19 protein-coding genes are annotated in these 17,588 nt (G+C 43.0%); 2 read left to right on the top strand and 17 right to left on the bottom strand.

Annotated features, from left to right (window positions below; genetic code table 11):
• Positions 1-29 precede the first annotated feature (29 nt).
• From infB to Q4443_RS09960, 9 genes are all read right to left on the bottom strand, one after another.
• The gene (infB, locus tag Q4443_RS10000; RefSeq protein ID WP_303408342.1) at positions 30-2,816 is read right to left on the bottom strand and encodes a translation initiation factor IF-2; all 2,787 of its coding nucleotides are present in this window, start codon (positions 2,814-2,816) and stop codon (positions 30-32) included.
• Positions 2,817-2,832: 16 nt separating this feature from the next.
• Entirely contained in the window at positions 2,833-3,132 is a 300-nt protein-coding gene (locus tag Q4443_RS09995) for a YlxQ-related RNA-binding protein (RefSeq protein ID WP_001041396.1), read from the bottom strand.
• A complete protein-coding gene (rnpM, locus tag Q4443_RS09990) occupies positions 3,125-3,418 on the bottom strand; it encodes an RNase P modulator RnpM (protein ID WP_000857564.1) in 294 nt (97 codons plus the stop codon). Before rnpM ends, Q4443_RS09995 begins: the two co-directional genes overlap by 8 nt.
• Before the next feature lie 21 nt (positions 3,419-3,439).
• The gene (gene nusA, locus Q4443_RS09985; RefSeq protein ID WP_000032277.1) at positions 3,440-4,576 is read right to left on the bottom strand and encodes a transcription termination factor NusA; all 1,137 of its coding nucleotides are present in this window, start codon (positions 4,574-4,576) and stop codon (positions 3,440-3,442) included.
• A 42-nt stretch (positions 4,577-4,618) separates the two neighbouring features.
• Entirely contained in the window at positions 4,619-5,098 is a 480-nt protein-coding gene (gene rimP / locus Q4443_RS09980; protein ID WP_000338695.1) for a ribosome maturation factor RimP, read from the bottom strand.
• 126 nt (positions 5,099-5,224) lie between these two features.
• Positions 5,225-5,860 carry a tRNA (guanosine(46)-N7)-methyltransferase TrmB gene (gene trmB, locus Q4443_RS09975; protein ID WP_084872275.1) on the bottom strand — a complete coding sequence of 212 codons (636 nt, stop codon included), beginning with the start codon at positions 5,858-5,860 and terminating at the stop codon, positions 5,225-5,227.
• A complete protein-coding gene (ccrZ, locus tag Q4443_RS09970; protein ID WP_000363019.1) occupies positions 5,857-6,651 on the bottom strand; it encodes a cell cycle regulator CcrZ in 795 nt (264 codons plus the stop codon). The genes trmB and ccrZ overlap by 4 nt, the downstream gene beginning before the upstream one ends.
• Before the next feature lie 47 nt (positions 6,652-6,698).
• Positions 6,699-7,748, bottom strand: a complete 1,050-nt coding sequence (locus Q4443_RS09965) for an ABC transporter permease (protein ID WP_303408341.1) — start codon at positions 7,746-7,748, stop codon at positions 6,699-6,701.
• On the bottom strand, positions 7,745-8,476 hold the full coding sequence (locus Q4443_RS09960) for an ABC transporter ATP-binding protein (RefSeq protein WP_303408340.1): 732 nt from the start codon (positions 8,474-8,476) through the stop codon (positions 7,745-7,747). The genes Q4443_RS09965 and Q4443_RS09960 overlap by 4 nt, the downstream gene beginning before the upstream one ends.
• A 67-nt stretch (positions 8,477-8,543) precedes the next feature.
• Here Q4443_RS09960 and Q4443_RS09955 point away from each other — a divergent pair, with 67 nt between their 5' ends.
• Both Q4443_RS09955 and Q4443_RS09950 read left to right on the top strand, forming a co-directional pair.
• Positions 8,544-8,954 carry an HIT family protein gene (locus Q4443_RS09955; RefSeq protein ID WP_303408339.1) on the top strand — a complete coding sequence of 137 codons (411 nt, stop codon included), beginning with the start codon at positions 8,544-8,546 and terminating at the stop codon, positions 8,952-8,954.
• Between the two features lie 9 nt (positions 8,955-8,963).
• Positions 8,964-9,251 carry a hypothetical protein gene (locus Q4443_RS09950; protein ID WP_303408338.1) on the top strand — a complete coding sequence of 96 codons (288 nt, stop codon included), beginning with the start codon at positions 8,964-8,966 and terminating at the stop codon, positions 9,249-9,251.
• Positions 9,252-9,645: 394 nt separating this feature from the next.
• On the opposite strand, the gene dnaJ is transcribed toward Q4443_RS09950, so the two are convergent.
• From dnaJ to Q4443_RS09910, 8 genes are all read right to left on the bottom strand, one after another.
• Positions 9,646-10,782 (bottom strand): molecular chaperone DnaJ, encoded by a 1,137-nt coding sequence (gene dnaJ / locus Q4443_RS09945; protein ID WP_001066315.1) that lies wholly within the window; start codon positions 10,780-10,782, stop codon positions 9,646-9,648.
• A 427-nt stretch (positions 10,783-11,209) separates the two neighbouring features.
• A complete protein-coding gene (gene dnaK, locus Q4443_RS09940) occupies positions 11,210-13,033 on the bottom strand; it encodes a molecular chaperone DnaK (RefSeq protein ID WP_217971050.1) in 1,824 nt (607 codons plus the stop codon).
• A 253-nt stretch (positions 13,034-13,286) separates the two neighbouring features.
• Complete coding sequence (grpE, locus tag Q4443_RS09935) at positions 13,287-13,802, bottom strand: nucleotide exchange factor GrpE (protein ID WP_303408337.1); 516 nt, start codon at positions 13,800-13,802, stop codon at positions 13,287-13,289.
• A gap of 26 nt (positions 13,803-13,828) precedes the next feature.
• Entirely contained in the window at positions 13,829-14,863 is a 1,035-nt protein-coding gene (hrcA, locus tag Q4443_RS09930; protein WP_303408336.1) for a heat-inducible transcriptional repressor HrcA, read from the bottom strand.
• Between the two features lie 160 nt (positions 14,864-15,023).
• A complete protein-coding gene (locus Q4443_RS09925; RefSeq protein WP_303408335.1) occupies positions 15,024-15,536 on the bottom strand; it encodes a DUF2812 domain-containing protein in 513 nt (170 codons plus the stop codon).
• A gap of 34 nt (positions 15,537-15,570) precedes the next feature.
• Entirely contained in the window at positions 15,571-16,146 is a 576-nt protein-coding gene (locus Q4443_RS09920; RefSeq protein WP_000412261.1) for a DUF2812 domain-containing protein, read from the bottom strand.
• Positions 16,146-16,466, bottom strand: a complete 321-nt coding sequence (locus Q4443_RS09915; RefSeq protein WP_000423979.1) for a PadR family transcriptional regulator — start codon at positions 16,464-16,466, stop codon at positions 16,146-16,148. The genes Q4443_RS09920 and Q4443_RS09915 overlap by 1 nt, the downstream gene beginning before the upstream one ends.
• 157 nt (positions 16,467-16,623) lie before the next feature.
• Positions 16,624-17,588 (bottom strand): SHIRT domain-containing protein (locus Q4443_RS09910; protein WP_303408334.1); only part of this gene is annotated, 965 nt, incomplete at its 5' end.

Here is a 17,588-nt window from a genome sequence, read left to right as displayed (position 1 = left end):
CCTCACCACCTAAGAAAGGAGCAAAAATCTTATCGTTTGATTTCTTCCATGATATAAGCCTCAATCACATCATCAGTCTTGATATCATTGTAGCCATCAATCATGAGACCACCTTCACGACCGTTTGTAACTTCTTTGACGTCGTCTTTGTAGTGTTTCAAGCTGGCGAGTTCGCCATCATAGATAACGACACCGTCACGGATAACACGGACTTTAGAATCACGGGTAACCTTACCGTTGATAACCATGAATCCACCGATAGTTCCGACTTTAGATACCTTAAAGGTTTCACGGATAACTGCTTCACCGATAACTTTTTCTTCGAATTCTGGGTCAAGCATCCCTTTCATGGCTTCTTCCATCTCTTCGATAACCTTGTAAATAATGCTGTGGAGACGGATTTCTACATCGTCAGCTTCGGCTTGTTGGCGCGCTTGTGGTGTAGGGCGTACGTTGAAACCAACGATAAAGGCATTGGAAGCTTCGGCAAGAGTCACGTCAGACTCATTGATAGCACCGACTGCCGAGTGGACAATGGTAACTTTGACACCTTCTACATCGATCTTTTGAAGTGAGGCAGAAAGTGCTTCAACAGAACCTTGTACGTCGGCCTTGATGATAACATTAACTGACTTAAGCTCACCAGCTTTAAGCGTATCAAAGAGGTTTTCAAGGCTGACACGTTGGGTAGCTTGGCGTTGTTTCATGAGGGCACGTTTTGCACGCTCTTCACCTGCTGCACGCGCAGATTTTTCATCTTCGTAAACGGCAAAGTGGTCACCCGCCATTGGCGCTTCGTTCAAACCTGTGATAGAAACTGGTGTTGATGGGCCTGCGACCTTGACACGACGACCAAGGTCATTGGTCATAGCACGGACACGACCGAAGGTATTTCCGACAACGATAGGATCTTGGACATTCAAGGTACCTTGTTGAACAAGAAGGGTTGCGACCGCACCTTTCCCTTTATCCAAGCGCGCTTCGATAACCGTACCGATAGCACGCACTGTTGGGTCTGCCTTGAGTTCTTGGATTTCAGCTACAAGAAGGACTGTTTCCAACAATTCTTCGATATTTTGGTTGAATTTAGCTGAGATTTCAACAAATTCAGAATCACCACCCCAAGCTGTTGACATAACACCATGCTCTGCCAATTCACCGATAACGCGTTCTGGGTTAGCACCTGGTTTATCAATCTTGTTGATAGCCACGATAATTGGAACGTTGGCTGCTTTTGAGTGGTTGATGGCTTCGATAGTCTGAGGCATAACCCCGTCGTCGGCCGCTACGACCAAGATAGTAATATCGGTAACAGATGCACCACGCGCACGCATAGAGGTAAAGGCCGCGTGTCCTGGTGTATCAAGGAAGGTGATCTTCTTGCCATTTTCCACGATTTGATAGGCACCGATATGCTGAGTGATACCACCTGCCTCACCTGTCGCAACGCGAGAGTTACGAAGGGTATCCAAGAGGGTTGTTTTACCATGGTCAACGTGTCCCATGATGGTTACAACTGGTGGACGCTCAACCAATTCATCTTCGTTAAGATAGCCATCTTCTACAAAGAAACGTTCGATGTCGGCATTATCCACTTCAACCTTTTGTTTGGCTTCGATACCGTAATCCACCATGAGGAGTTCGATGGTTTCTCCATCTAAGGATTGGTTTTGTGTGGCCATCACACCCATCATAAAGAGTTTCTTAACGATTTCAGCTGGTTCACGTTTGATACGTTTTGCGATTTCCGCAACAGTCATACCATCTGTATACTCAAATTCTGTTGGCAATTCGTGGAACTTACGCTCTGTAACAGGTTTTGGAGTCTGGTTACGGTTGTTTTGCTTGTTCCCTTTTTTATTTTTCTTGTTGTTATTCCAGTTACTATTTCTTTGATTTCTCACTTGATTCTGACTACTTCGATTCTTTTGTTGTTTTCTAGGACCATCTTCTTCGTGATCATAATCGTCACGTTCTTTGTCTGGTCGAGCTTGTTTTTTACGACGTGTATCCACCGGCGCTTCTTTCGCTACAGGAGCTACTGTTACTACTGGCTGCGTTTGTTCAGCTAGCTTAGCAGCTTCTTCAAAGATTTCCTCTGGTTCCTTGCGTTTATTAGCTTGAGCCAAGGCTTTTTTGGCAGCTTGCGATTGTTTGAAGCGCTCCTCGCTTGAGCGTGCGTACTCTGCATTTTGCTCTGCTTTTAGGGCTGCTGCACGGGCTTTAAAGTCAACACGTGGGCCAGCTTGCTTGGGCTGGAAGTCTTGTTGCTGACGGCGATCATTGTCATGATTTCCTTGACCTTGTGGTTTTTTCCCTTGGTCGTTAAATCGGCGATTGTCGCGGTTTCCTTGACCAGTTTTGCCACCATTACGGCCGTCGTTTTTCTGACGGTTGCCGTTTTGTTGTTGGTCACGGTTGTTGCCCTTGTTTTGTTTGCGTCGTTCTGCCTGCTCTTTGGCACGCGCCTCACGCTCCGCCTTGAAGTTTCGACTCTGTGGTCTTGCGGCCACTACTTTTTCTTCCTTAGGAGCTACAGGTGCAGCTGGTTTGCTTTCTTCCTTTGCAGCAGCTGGTTTAGCCGAAACAGACTTTTCTGCTTTCTTTTCTACACTTGCTTTTGGTGCTGCAGGTTTTGCTTCTGCCTTAGGAGCAGGTGCAGATTTAAAGCTAGCTGCGATTTGTTCAGCAGCAGCAGCTTCCACGCTCGATGAGTGGCTTTTCACATCCAAGCCCAACTCTTTTGCACGCGCTACAACTTCTTTACTTTCTTTTCCAAGTTCTTTTGCGATTTCGTACAATCTTTTCTTAGACAAATCATGTCCTCCTCTTCTATTCCATAAGAGACCTCATTTTCTTTGTAAATCCAGCATCTGTCACAGCCAAAACCTTTCTCGATTTTCCGACTGCTATGCTTAATTCCAGTGTTGAAAACACGGTTATAACTTCTACTTGATAATAGTCACTTTTATCTTGAATCTTCTTGGTCAGATTGGGACCAGCATCATGAGCTAGAAAGACTAGCTTGGCTTTCTGGTCTTGGATAGCTTTAACCACCAATTCCTCACCTGATATGATCCGGCCTGCTCGTTGAGCAAGTCCCAAGAGATTGCTTATCTTTTGCTTATTCAAGTCCTAACTCTCTTCTTTTCACTTTGTGATCCACATAGGCGATCAACTCGTCATAAAAGCTTTCTTCCACTTCCATGTTAAAGCTGCGGTTAAAGACTCTCTTCTTTTTGGCCTCTAGGGCTTCTGCATTGTCTAGCTTGATATAAGCGCCTCGGCCATTGGCCTTGCCTGTCGGATCGATAAAGACTTGCCCTTCTTTGTTCTTGACAATGCGGAGCAAATCACGCTTATCAATCACTTCATTGGATACAACAGACTTGCGCAAAGGGATTTTTCTTGTTTTCATCTTTCCCTCCTCTAGCAGCTTTTATTCTTCGATCAATTCGTCCGCAGCTGCGTAATCCACTTGACCTGCTTCTTCCATAGCTTCAAATTCACTGGCAGACTTGATATCGATACGGTAACCTGTCAAATGAGCTGCCAAGCGAACGTTTTGTCCACGACGACCGATGGCAAGAGAAAGCTTGTTATCAGGCACAACGACCAAGGCACGTTTGCTGTCATTTTCATCAAAGATAACTTGGTCAACCTCTGCAGGTGCGATAGCATTGTAGATAAACTCAGCTGGATCTGCTACCCACTCGATAACGTCGATGTTTTCTTCAACAGGAATCATGCGATCACTCTTGGCATCGTAACGAGCTGGGTGGAATTTGCTGGTGATTTTCTTGATATTGGCACCACCACGTCCAACGATTGTCCCGATAGCGTCCACGTTAGGATTGTGGCTACGAACAGCAACTTTCGTACGGTCACCAGCTTCGCGGGCTACGCTCATGATTTCAACAGTTCCATCGTAGACTTCTGGAATTTCTTGCTCCATCAAGCGTTTGATCATTTCTGGATGGCTACGGCTAACAAATACGTTGACACCACGAGGGTTGTCTTCAACCTTGTAAACGTAGACTTCGATACGGTCGTGGGAAGCAAAGACTTCTCCAGGGATTTGGTCTTGTTTTGATAATTGGGCTTCGATGCTACCAAGGTTAACATAAATGAAACGGTTGTCAAATCGTTCTACTGTACCAGACATGATTTCTTGTTCATGTTCTTTGTAAGTATTGTAAGTGATGGCACGTGTTTGCTTGCGCATTTTTTCCATGATGGTTTGTTTAGCAGACTGGGCTGCTACACGACCAAACTCAGCTGGTGCTTCTTCGAACTTGATTTTGTCACCAAGTTCATAGGCTGAATTAATGGCAAGAGCATCTTTCAAGCTGATTTCCAAACGGCTATCAAATACTTCATCAACCACTTCACGGACAGTATAGACAGTAAAATCACCTGTTTTTTCATTGAAGTCGATGGCTACGCTGTCAGATTGACCATAGCGTCTGCGATAAGCGGAACGAAGCGACTCTACTACTGCGTCGATGATGTCTTCTTTTTTGATTCCCTTGTCTTCTTCCAAAATGCGGAAGGCCTCTAGCATTTCTTTACTCATGTTCTTTTTACTTTTGAATCCTCAAAAGCTATCCTTTCTTTTCTATAGTTTTACTGCTAAACGTGCTTTTGATACTAAACTGTATGGAATTTGGACGGTTTTCTTACGTGTCTTGTCCATATACTCCATAGTCAACTCATCCTCTTCAAAGGATACCAAGGTTCCTTCAAAGACTTTTTGCTTATCAATGGCTTGGTAGAGCCCGACATGGATGTATTTCCCAACTGCTCCAGCGACAGCATCCTTGGTTTTCAAAGGACGTTCCAAGCCTGGACTGGTGATTTCTAGGAAATATTGTTCTGGGAAGGGATCGGGCTTGATAGTGTCTAGGACAGGACTGATGATTTCTGTCAGGTCTGCCGTGTCGTTCAAGGTAATTCCTTCGGGTTTATCTACAAAAATACTGAGAATCATGTCACTGCCAATCTTTCCATACTCGATATCCACGAGCTCGAAAGGCGCTTGGATGACAGGTTCTACAACTTCTCTGACTAATTCTACGATTGTTGCGATTGCGTCCACCTCCTCATAAGCAAGAGGCGAAGATATTTCCCCGCCTCTCTTTCTCATATTCTTACTATCAGTATAGCACGTTTGTCAATTTATGTAAAGCATTAGCACTCAAACTGCTGGTTTTCAAGCTATTTCTTAAAATTCTGCCTCAACTCGGTAGATCACTTGACCTTTGCTGGAGAATTTTTGCTCATATTCCGTCATGACATTGCCTTCAAAATCACTGGCATGCAAGTCTAGCCAAACACCATTGATTTTCATCCCATACTGAGAAAAGCTTACCAAGCTGTACTCAAACAAGCCACGGTTATCTGTCTTGAAATGGATTTCCCCATTCTCAGGCAAGATGCGCTTGAAGGTATCCAAGAAACTCTTGTAAGTCAAACGACGTTTTTCATGGCGTTTTTTAGGCCAGGGATCTGAAAAGTTTAGGTAGAGACGATCAATCTCACCGTCTTCAAAGTAGTCGGTCAGATCTGAACCATCTACCCACAGCAACTTGATGTTGGGCACTCCAACTTCTAATACCTTATCCAAGGCATAACTCAATACCGACTTTTGGATATCAATCCCGATGTAGTTGATGTCAGGATTTTGCTTGGCCATTCCGGATACGAAGGCCCCTTTCCCACTTCCAACTTCAACATGAATAGGATGATCATTTCCAAACAAGTCTCGCCATTTCCCTTTTGCTTCTAACGGATTGAGGACTACATACTGAGGATTTGCCTCTAGTAATTCTGTCGCCCCTTTACGATTTCTAACTCTCATCTCTTCTTTCCATACTTATCACGGAAGACACGCAAGGCATAAATCTCCCGGTTTACATTGTCTAAATCTTGATTTTCACAGTATTTGGCAATCTGGTTCAAGTAAGAATACTGACCATACCAATACAATTTATCTAACACTGTCTGATTGTACTTATAGCCGTAGTCTCTCAACCATTGGCGCCACTGATGATCCGGAATGTAGTGGCATAGCAAATGCGCTACATCAAACATACGATCCGTCAGACGAACCGAGTCCCAATCCACTAGATAAACGAGTCCACTCTCTGTTTCAATCCAATTACTATGACGAAGATCCCCATGCACAATCGTTGCATGGTCTTCCCTAAAACCTGGAACCGTCTTACCTAGCTCAGCAATCACACTGTTCAAATAGTGGTTCTGCTTCAAGATTTCTGGAACTCCTTGCTGCCAAGAACGTAGCAAATCAACTGGTGTTTCCATGGTATAGCCCAAACGGCTCAACTGCTTCATCAAGGGACGCGAGCGGTGAAGGCGGTTCAAGATATTGATAATCTGCTTGCGATTCATATCGTAAGGGGTCAAGATTTTGCCCGTCAGCCATTCCTGAGCACACATATCACGGCCATCTGGCAAACGACGAGTCCATAGTAATTGAGGAGCGATTTGTTCTCTGGCTAGGCCAGGTAGGATTGGAGAGGTGTTCATTTTTACAAAGACGCGCTTCCCATCAGGGTAGCTTCCCATATAAGCTTTGCCACTCTTCCCAGGGATAGGGGTTAGCGTTAGCTCATTATCACCCAAGTCCATTTCTTTCCTCCGTATAAAGTTTCCTTACTATTCTACTAGTTTTTGGTCTATTCGTCAACCAATCTTTTTAGTTGGTAAGGCAAATAAAACAATTGTAGGAAAAGACTAGCTCCTACAAGAGCCAACAAGGCTATTTTTTCTTGAAAAACCACTGCTCCGACTAGTAATTCCAGCAAAAGAACTGCACTTCCCACACCAAGCACAATCTGTTTCAATCCCTTTTCTTTCTCCCCTTTTTCTAGCGGAAAGAGCTGGGTCAAGTATTGGTAATCAAAGGCATGATAGAGGGCCAGTAACTGAAAGAGCAAGAGGTAATTAAATAGAACCACCACTGCTGTCGCAATCCAAGCTTGCTCGATAAAGACTAGAGCTAACAAGGATAGGAAGAGGAGGCGGAGACTGAGGGCAAAGAGGTCTCCATTTCGCAAGTAAGAACGAAGATAGAGATTTTGCCAAATCTTGCTCGGCACTTTCTGAACTACTTTAAGGATAAAATCCAGATAAGCGCGACGTTTGACACTATTGGAAACGCCCTTGACCTGAGTAAAGAGAGCAAAGAAACGAAGCAAGACCTGCTTGCGCTTGCTTTCTTGGGCAATGACAAAGTCCCAGTCGAGACCAGTATCAGTAAAAAATTTACTAGCTTTTTGGCGAAAGAGGAGATATTTCCCAGCTCCCAGTAAAAGCACATAGATGAGAAAAACTGGCAAGCCATAACCCATGGCTAAAAATAAGGGCGCAAATAAAAGCAAGAAAAGGGTTTGGACAAAGAGCCAAAAAACTAGCGAGCGCACTGTCTGCCCTTTGAGGTGGGACTTAACCTCCTCTTCACCGACTAAGAGAAAGAGCTTGTCAGGTCCTTCCATGTAGGTCGCGATTCCTCCCCAAGCCATAAGCAAGGCAGATACAATCCCCAAAAACAAGAGGATAGGCCAGTGGTTTTCAGGAAAATGTTGCAGGAGTTGACTGTACTGGTAAGCTAGAAAACCGATAAGAACTAGCAGGAACAAGACAAAGTGGTCATTGAGAACATAGCGCAGATAACCGACACACTCCTTACGAAAAGCCTGCTTTCGCTTTAAAAACAAGTCTTTCATCGGTCCTCCTCTTTGGTCAGAGCCAAGTAAATATCATTCAAACTCGCTTGAGGCATGTCAAAGGCTTCGCGGAGTTGCTGGAGGTTCCCCTGAGCTCGCACCTCCCCCTTGTGGAGGATGACAAAGGCATCACACATCTTTTCTGCCGAGTCCAGAACATGGGTACTCATGAGAATGGACTTGCCTTTTTGCTTTTCTACTTCCAAAAGCTGAATCAAGTCGGCAATCGCCAGCGGATCGAGCCCAAGAAAAGGCTCATCAACGATGAAAAGACTCGGATCTACCACAAATGCACAGATAATCATGACCTTCTGCTTCATCCCTTTGGAAAAATGCACTGGGAACCAGTCTAATTTTTGGTCCAAACGGAACATTTTTAACAAAGATTCTACTCGCTCAAAAGCCACTTTTTGCTCAATACCATAGGCCATGGCAACCGTCTCGATATGCTCTCTGAGGGTCAGTTCTTCATACAAGCTAGGGGTCTCAGGGATATAGCCAATCTGCTTGCGATAGTTGGTTGCATCTTCTCGCAGGGTCAAACCATTAATCTTGATTTCCCCACTGTAAGGCGTCAAAAGACCGATAATCTCATTGATAGTCGTTGATTTTCCAGCACCGTTGAGCCCAATCAAACCGACCAACTGCCCACTTTCAACTGTAAAGGACACATCTTTCAAGACAGGAACGTGAACATAGCCTCCTGTCAGGTTTTTAATTTCTAACATATTTTCTCCGAATCTGGTATAATGTAGCTATATTATATCAAAATTCAATACAGTAGAGGTGGATTTTATGTCAGATTGCATTTTTTGTAAGATCATCGCAGGGGAGATTCCTGCTTCCAAAGTATACGAGGATGAGCAGATTCTTGCCTTCCTTGATATCTCTCAAGTAACGCCTGGACACACCCTCATTGTACCCAAAGAGCACTATCGCAATCTTTTAGAAATGGATGCTGCCAGCGCCAGCCAACTCTTTGCCCAGGTACCAACAGTGGCTCAAAAAGTCATGAAAGCTACCAAGGCTGCTGGTATGAACATCATCGCCAACTGTGAGGAAGTTGCTGGTCAAACAGTCTTTCATACCCATGTGCATCTCGTACCTCGCTACGGTGCAGAAGATGACCTCAAGATTGACTTTATCGCCCACGAACCTGACTTTGACAAACTTGCCCAAGTCGCTGAAACCATTAAAAACGCTTAAGGAGATGCCATGAAACTATCCAATCTATTGCTATTTGCAGGAGCTGCAGCTGGAAGTTATTTTGTCGTGAAAAATCGCCAAGCCATTCAGGATGAAGTTCTAGATACAACTGACCGCGTCGAAGCTATCAAGGCTGATTTGGATATCATCCAAAACAGCCTACAAATCATCGACCAACAAAAAGCCCTTATCAAGGAATACCAAAAAGATTTGACCTACAAGTTCAAAGTCTTGGAAAAAGATTTCCAGACTAGACTAGCTGTGATAAAAGAAACACAGGAGCATGAGGATAAGTAAAAAGAGCCCGATGGCTCTTTTTAGTTTATAGATTTTTTAAGACTTTCCTTAAGTAATGACGAACAGTAGCGACCTTCTTCGAAGCTCCATACCTAAACTTTGAGCCTAGGCCTCAAAGTGTCCGGACACCTGAAATCAATCGGTTTCAGGTGTTTTCATTACAGCGAAAAGTCTGGGAAAGTATTTGATTTATACTCAATGAAAATCAAAGAGCAAACTAGGAAACTAGCCGCAGACTATACTGGAGTACGGCAAGGCGACGTTGACGCGGTTTGAAGAGATTCTCGAAGAGTATTAGTTATGAAATGGTGAATGAGTTGTCTCAATTGTGGTGTATAGTTGATGGGATATAGCTTGTTTACGCTTTAAAAAGAGCCCGCCGGCTCTTTTTACTTTATTCTCCTTCAAAGGCATCTTTTATATGGTCAAAGAAGCCTTTTTTCTTTGGATTGACTTTCAAGTCACCTGCAGCTGCGAACTCTTTAAGCGCTGCTTTTTGGCGGTCGTTCAAACCTGTCGGAGTCACGACATTGACAGTAACGTATTGGTCACCAACGGCACCGCCACGAAGGCTCGGTGCTCCCTTGCCACGCAGACGGAATTTCTTGCCAGTCTGAGTTCCTTCTGGGATAACCAATTCAACATCTCCATGCACGGTTGGAATTTCCACAGTATCTCCAAGAGTAGCTTGGACAATATTAAGATTTAACTTGTAGAAAATAGTTGTTCCTTCACGTTCAAACTTATCGCTAGCTTCCACAGAAACTACTACATACAAGTCACCATAAGGTCCACCGTTAAAGCCTGCTTCACCTTGACCAGCTAGGCGGATTTGTTGGCCTGTTTCCACACCAGCAGGGATCTTCACATGTACGCTATGAGCTTGTTTTTCATGACCTGTTCCGTGACAAGTTGTACATGGATCTTTAATTTCTTTTCCGCGACCATGACAGACATCACAAGTTACTTGACGGCGCATCATACCAAGAGGAGTCTGCGTATCAACGTTAATAACACCAGCACCATGACAGCGTCCACAAGTGACTGGACTTGTCCCTGGCTTAGCACCAGATCCATTACATGTACGACAGCTGGCTTCACGGTTGTACTTAACTTCTTTTTCTGTTCCGAAGATAGCTTCTTCAAAGGTCAAGTTCACACGGTACTGGAGGTCATCCCCTTGACGAGGAGCGTTTGGATTGCGTGAAGCTCCACCCCCCCCGAAAAAACTTGAGAAGATATCTTCAAAACCACCGAATCCACCTGCTCCGTCAAAGCCACCAAAACCGCCAGCACCACCAAAGCCACCGTTGGCACCTGCAGCACCATACTGGTCGTAGGCTGCACGTTTTTGGTCGTCACTTAAAGTCTCATAGGCTTCTTGAACTTCCTTGTATTTTTCCTCAGCGCCAGGCTCCTTGTTAATATCTGGGTGGTATTTTTTGGAAAGCTTACGATAAGCCTTTTTGATCTCGTCTGCCGAAGCGTTTTTTGACACCCCCAGACGATCATAAAATTCAGTATTGTTCATACAAGATACTAAGAGCGAACAGAAAGCGACTGAAATTTAGGAAACCGACAAGAAATCCTGATTTCTTAGGAGGTTTATCTAATTTCCAAGCTTTCCGCTCGAGTTCAATTACGAACACCCTTATTCCTTTCTGTTAATATTACGGAACGAAACCACGATTTAGGTCGGGTTCAATTCCTTTCTAACTTAGTGTAAGAAAGAACCGGAAATTTGCATTCCAATTTCTTTCTTACCGAAAAACAGAGGCTGGGTTGCAACCTCTGGATTTCTTCTTATCATTACGACGTTCAAGTTTTAAAAATCAAACTAGTAATGCTAAATCGAGCACGCCCTAACCTCTTGGTGAAAAAGACAAATCTTCCTAGAAACTAAAGTTTCTGCGTCAGATTTCCTATTTTCACTGTGAGGTTTTTACGGGCTTTGCATCTTATTTTTCCGTAAACTCTCCGTCTACGACGTCATCGCCTGCGTTTCCTGTTGCTTGTGCGCCTTCTGCTCCTGCTTGAGCTTGTTGTGCTGCTGCGGCTTGTTCGTAGAGTTTAACAGCAAGTCCTTGAGCTTTTTCGTTCAATGCTTCGAGTTTTGCTTTCATTTCGTCCAAGTTGTTGTCTTCTTGCGCTTTCTTAAGGTCATCAAGAGCAGCTTGGGCAGAATCACGTTCTGCATCGAAGCCTTTTCCTTCAGTTTCCTTGATTGTCTTTTCAGTCGCAAAGATTGCTTGGTCTACTTCGTTACGAAGGTCTACTTCTTCTTTACGTTTCTTATCTGCTTCAGCGTTAGCTTCTGCATCTTTCATCATGCGGTCGATTTCTTCATCTGTCAAACCTGAGTTAGATTGGATAACAATTGTTTGTTCTTTTTGAGTTCCAAGATCTTTAGCCTTAACAGATACGATACCGTTCTTGTCAATGTCAAATGTTACTTCGATTTGAGGAATTCCACGAGGTGCAGCTGGGATATCTGTCAATTGGAAACGTCCAAGAGTCTTGTTATCTGCTGCCATTGGGCGTTCACCTTGAAGAACGTGGATATCAACGGCTGGTTGGTTGTCCGCTGCAGTTGAGAAGACTTGTGATTTAGATGTTGGAATAGTAGTGTTGCGGTCGATAAGTTTTGTGAAGACACCACCCATTGTTTCGATACCAAGTGACAATGGAGTTACGTCAAGAAGGACAACGTCTTTAACATCACCAGTGATCACACCACCTTGGATCGCAGCACCCATAGCGACAACTTCATCAGGGTTTACTGATTTGTTTGGTTCTTTACCAGTTTCAGCCTTAACAGCTTCAACAACAGCAGGGATACGAGTTGAACCACCAACAAGGATCACTTCGTCGATTTCTGACAAGCTCAAACCTGCATCTGAAAGAGCTTGACGCACTGGAACTTTTGTACGTTCAACAAGGTCACGAGTCAAATCATCAAATTTCGCACGAGTCAAGGTCATTTCCAAGTGAAGAGGTCCAGCTTCACCAGCAGTGATGAATGGCAAGCTGATTTGTGTTGAAGTTACACCAGAAAGATCTTTCTTAGCTTTTTCAGCTGCATCTTTCAAACGTTGCATTGCCATCTTGTCAGTAGACAAGTCAATACCGTTTTCTTTCTTGAATTCTGCTACCAAGTGGTCGATGATTTTTTGGTCAAAGTCGTCACCACCGAGTTTGTTGTCCCCTGCAGTTGACAATACATCGAAGACACCGTCACCCAATTCAAGGATAGATACGTCGAATGTACCACCACCAAGGTCGAATACCAAGATTTTTTCTTCTTTGTCAGTCTTGTCCAAACCGTAAGCAAGGGCCGCTGCTGTTGGTTCGTTGACGATACGTTCTACTTCAAGACCAGCGATTTTACCAGCGTCTTTAGTTGCTTGACGTTGAGCATCGTTGAAATAAGCTGGGACTGTGATAACTGCTTTGGTTACTTTTTCACCAAGGTATTCTTCAGCGTAACCTTTCAAGTATTGAAGGATCATAGCTGAGATTTCTTGTGGAGTATATTCTTTTCCGTTAGCAGAAACTTTTTCTGAAGTTCCCATCTTAGATTTGATAGAGATAACTGTATCTGGGTTTGTAACTGCTTGACGTTTTGCGGCATCACCAACGATGATTTCTCCGTTTTTGAATGATACTACAGATGGAGTTGTACGGTTTCCTTCTGGGTTTGCGATGATTTTGCTTTCAGTTCCTTCAAGAACTGCAACTGCTGAGTTTGTTGTACCTAAGTCAATACCGATAATTTTAGACATGTGTTTTTCTCCTTAAATTTTATATTCTATTTTTCTTTTTGATACTCTTCTTAGGTGGCGGCGCCGTCAGAGCTTGACTTTATCAATCTCTTTGACTAAACTTTGAGCCTAAGGTCTCAAAGTTTGCGCAAATAACGCCACGGCGAAGAGTATCGCCAATGGTTCGCTTCGCTCACTATTGCAAAGCTGAATAATTTTTTATCTTTCTTCATAGTTTATTGTCATTTCGGACAAAATTTTTAAGCTCTATTGCCTAGTTATAGACTACCACCATGGCTGGGCGTAGAATGCGGTCATGGAGTTTGTAGCCTTTTTGGAAGACTTGAGCGATGGTATCTGCTGGGTGTTCATCGTCTGCTGGGAGAGTTTGGATGGCCATGTGATAGTTATGGTCAAATTCGCCGTCAGCTGTGATTTCTTCGATTCCTTCTTCTTTCAAAGCGTGATTCAAGCTCTCTTGCACCATCTCCAATCCTTTTTTGACATCGTCTGTCAAACCTTCAACTGCTAGTGCACGTTCTAAGTTGTCAAGCGATGGTAAGATTGCTTTTGCCAGATCTTGGCTACGATAACGTTGCAAGTTTTGACGTTCTTCATTGGCACGGCGTTGAATATTTTGCATTTCTGCATGAGCGCGAAGGTATTTGTTTTCGAACTCATCCGCACGTTCATTTGCCAATTCCAACTCAGACTTCTCAGGGGTTGTTTCTTCTGTTGTTTCCACAACTTCCTCTTCTTTTATTTCTTCATTTTTCTTATCTTGGGCCATTTTCGCCTCCTTTAATGATTTCAAAATTAATTTACTTCGTAATGATTACTGCTGAGATAGCGGTAAAAATATGTCAACTTCATTGTCAAAACACGATTGACCACATTGACTTGGTTGACCAATTGCTGGTAATCCAGATTGACCGGACCGATAATCGCTAGAATTCCAAAACCCCGATAAGGAATGAGGAACTTACTGCTAATCACCGCCAAATCAGCTAGACAGGATTCCTGACTGTCTGCAACACGGACATTTTGCATTTGATCTTCATGCAGACCTTCACGAATCTCCAGAGCCACCTTTTGTGGATGATCAAAGAACTGATAGGCTGCTAGATTGGCAAAATTCAAGAGATTGACTTTTCCCGACACCACAATATTTTCGTTGAACATTTCTTTAAAAATGTGTTCAAAGAGATCCATGACATTGTCCGTAGTTGTGAAGTAACGCTGGATAATCTGCGGAATCTCTGTCCGAATCTTGTAGTGAATATCTAAAACTGTATGACCGAGGAAACGTTCTTGAATGATGATCTTCAGTTTCAGCAAATCTTCCTGCAAGAAGTTCCTTGGAATCAGAAATTGACTGGTAACTGTTCGGGACTCGTCTAGGGTAAATACTGCCAAAGCTGTATGTTGCCCCAAAACAACGATATCAAAGGCTGTTAACCGTTGCTTGCTCGGTTCAACATCCAGTGCTACTACCGTGCAGTCACTCAGGTCTGTCAGTAGATTAGCAGCTTCTTGCAGAATATCCTCCAATTTGAAGAACTCCTGATCAAAGGCTTTGACAATCTCGTATACCTCATTTTCAGCCAGTCGGTCAAAAGCCAGCGAGTGTTTCACATAGTACTGAAAACCGGCAACACTTGGCATCCGACCGCTTGAGGTATGAGCCTTCTCAAGCAAACCCTGCTTCTCTAGAGCCGCCATGTCATTACGAATGGTAGCACTACTAGAGTTAATAGACTCTTGAAGCGCCTTGGATCCGACAGGTTCGTGCGTTTTGGTAAAGATGTCAATAATCAGATTTAAAATATCCTGCTGACGCTCTGTAACCATCTCATCACTCCTCTCTGTCCAATCGATTAGCACTCGACACATCCAAGTGCTAACTCATGATTCTATTATACACCCTTAGAAGAGAATGTCAAGACAAAAACTCAAAAAATTAGCACTCTTTTGCCAAGAGTGCTAAAAATCAGTCTGAAGACCTAGAAACTTACTTCTCATCTACTTGGTATTTCTTTTTAAGTCTGAAAAAACCATAGATTAGATAAGAAATTAAGCAAGCGTATAAAAAGAAAATAATAAAGAAAGACCGAGACAAGTTTTCTCGATACAAACTCATGCAAACAACAAGACCACCTGAAAAAGTGGCTATACAGGAACGAAGTCTAGACCGCATAACTTCCCATCTGAGACCCTTACTCATATAGACTTTCTCCTCTGAAAGGATATCAGAAGTTGGTTTACGAAGAATTGAACAAAAACCTGTTTCTATCAATTCCCAACCGCTATTTCTAAAATCTTGTAGTTCATGCTTATACTTTTTAAGAAATCTAGAATCATGGATACGGTAGATAACATCGTCCGATTGACATTGGTCAAAATAGAAAAAACCAAAACGGTTAGTTCTATATCTCCAACCTTTCAAGTGCATCTCATGTAAATATTCTTCTTCCTTGTCCGAATCAACTATTGTAAAAATCCGAAATTGCTTTTTATTGATCATGACTTCCCCTCCAATTTTGAGCATACCTAGCCTATCATAAATCTGATAATTCCTTCTTTTTATGCCATAACTTCCAGCTAATATAGGCAACTATTAACAAAAGGATTAAAGACCAGAAAACATCTAGCCCGACCGCAAGAAAACTCCATAGACCATACGCATTACTTCTATTGAGCAATTTAAGTAAGAATGGTATATGTATGGCTAGCAAAAGTAAAACAGGTACTAATCGCAGTCTTAAAATGCGATTAACCATAGCTAACTTCCCAGTAGCATCGTTATAAATTTCAAACTCTGCATCCGATTCAATTTCAGAATGTGCTTTTCTAAAATAGGAAAAACTATTAAAGTCTGTAATATGCTCCCAACCACAATCTTTAAATAGTTGTAAATAGGAGGATCTCTCTGATTTTTCCATCGGGTAAAAATCCAACTGATAAGACACCTGCTCAGGCTGACACTTTTCAAAGGTATACTTGACTACAAACAATAAGATAGAATAGCTTACTTTCCTAAGTTTCCAGCCCTCAGCATGCATTTCTCTAAAGTATAGAGCCTCACTCTCATAATCCGCAATTGTAAAAATTCGGTAAACAATTTTCTTTTCCATCATCCTTCCTCCCGACTATTTCTGTAGAGCCGTTCAATACGTTTCAATTCAATATCTAAAACTTTTCGTCCCAAGTCTGTGATCTGATAGATTTTACGTTTTTCCTCTTCTCGGACAAAGGAAATCAAGCCATCCTTTTCCATCTTTGACAAGGTCCCATACATAGTTCCAGGACTAATCGAAACTTGCGAATCTGTCATTTCCTTGACCTTTTGTGTGATACCATATCCATGGTTCTCCTTCTGTAAACAAAACAAGATATAAAAACCTGTTTCAGTCATGGGAAGGTAAACACGCCTGATCTTATCTGTTAATTCCATTTAATCACACCTCCTATTTAGTTTGATATATCGCACCTCGTTATATAAACTATATCACATCTCGATATAAAATGCAAGAAAAAGAGAGAACGATTTCTCGTTCTCTCTTCTTATACTACGAAATTAAGCAGTTAATCTCTCATTTACTAAGAGTGACTTAGTCTTTCTTGCGAAGGACAAAAACTGCTAGGCTTGCAAAGGCAAGACCGATGATTGAAAGAAGACCAGATACTGCAGAGCCTGTGTTTGGTAACAAGGCCTTAGTTTGACTACTTCCTTCTTCTGGTTGGCTATTATTTCCAGAATTTTTATTTGGTGCCGGGGTAAATTCCCAAGTACCGACGAAGTGGGCATCCGCTCCATTGATGGTTTCTGATGCTTTGTCATAGGACTTAAAGCTCCATGTGCCTTCTGCAGTCTTAACCTCTGTTTGACTTGGTTGCGTTGGTGTTGCTTGACTTCCATCTTTCAAGTTTGTTTGGTCTGCCGGAAGCAAGGTTTTCACTTCTTGCGGAAGTTCTTTTCCTGGCGTTCCGCTTACAAATTCATGTGTTGCCTTGTAAGTTGGCGCCGGAGTGAATTCCCAGGTGCCTACGAAGTGTGCGTCTGCTCCATTGATGATTTCAGATGTCTTGTCATAAGACTTGAAGCTCCATGTGCCTTCTGCTGTCTTAACTTCTGTTTGACTTGGTTGAGTTGGAGTTACTTGGCTGCCGTCCTTCAAGTCTGTTTGGTCTGCTGGAAGCAAGGTTTTCACTTCTTGTGGAAGTTCTTTGCCTGAAGTTCCGCTGACAAACTCGTGAACTGCTTTATGAGTCACTGTTGGAACCGGGCTTGCTGTAAATTCCCATGTGCCTACAAACTTAACATCTGATCCATTAATTGTTTCCGATGTCTTGTCGTAGGACTTGAAGCTCCATGTGCCTTCTGTTGTCTTCACTTCCGTTTGACTTGGTTGAGTTGGAGTTACTTGGCTGCCGTCCTTCAAGTCTGTTTGATCTGCTGGAAGCAAGGTTTTCACTTCTTGTGGAAGTTCTTTGCCTGGAGTTCCGCTGACAAACTCGTGAACTGCTTTATGAGTCACTGTTGGAACCGGGCTTGCTGTAAATTCCCATGTGCCTA

The organism is Streptococcus sp. GP0011 (genome assembly GCF_030546305.1).
Taxonomy (GTDB): Bacteria; Bacillota; Bacilli; order Lactobacillales; family Streptococcaceae; genus Streptococcus.
This window is presented reverse-complemented; position numbering and strand designations above follow the sequence as displayed.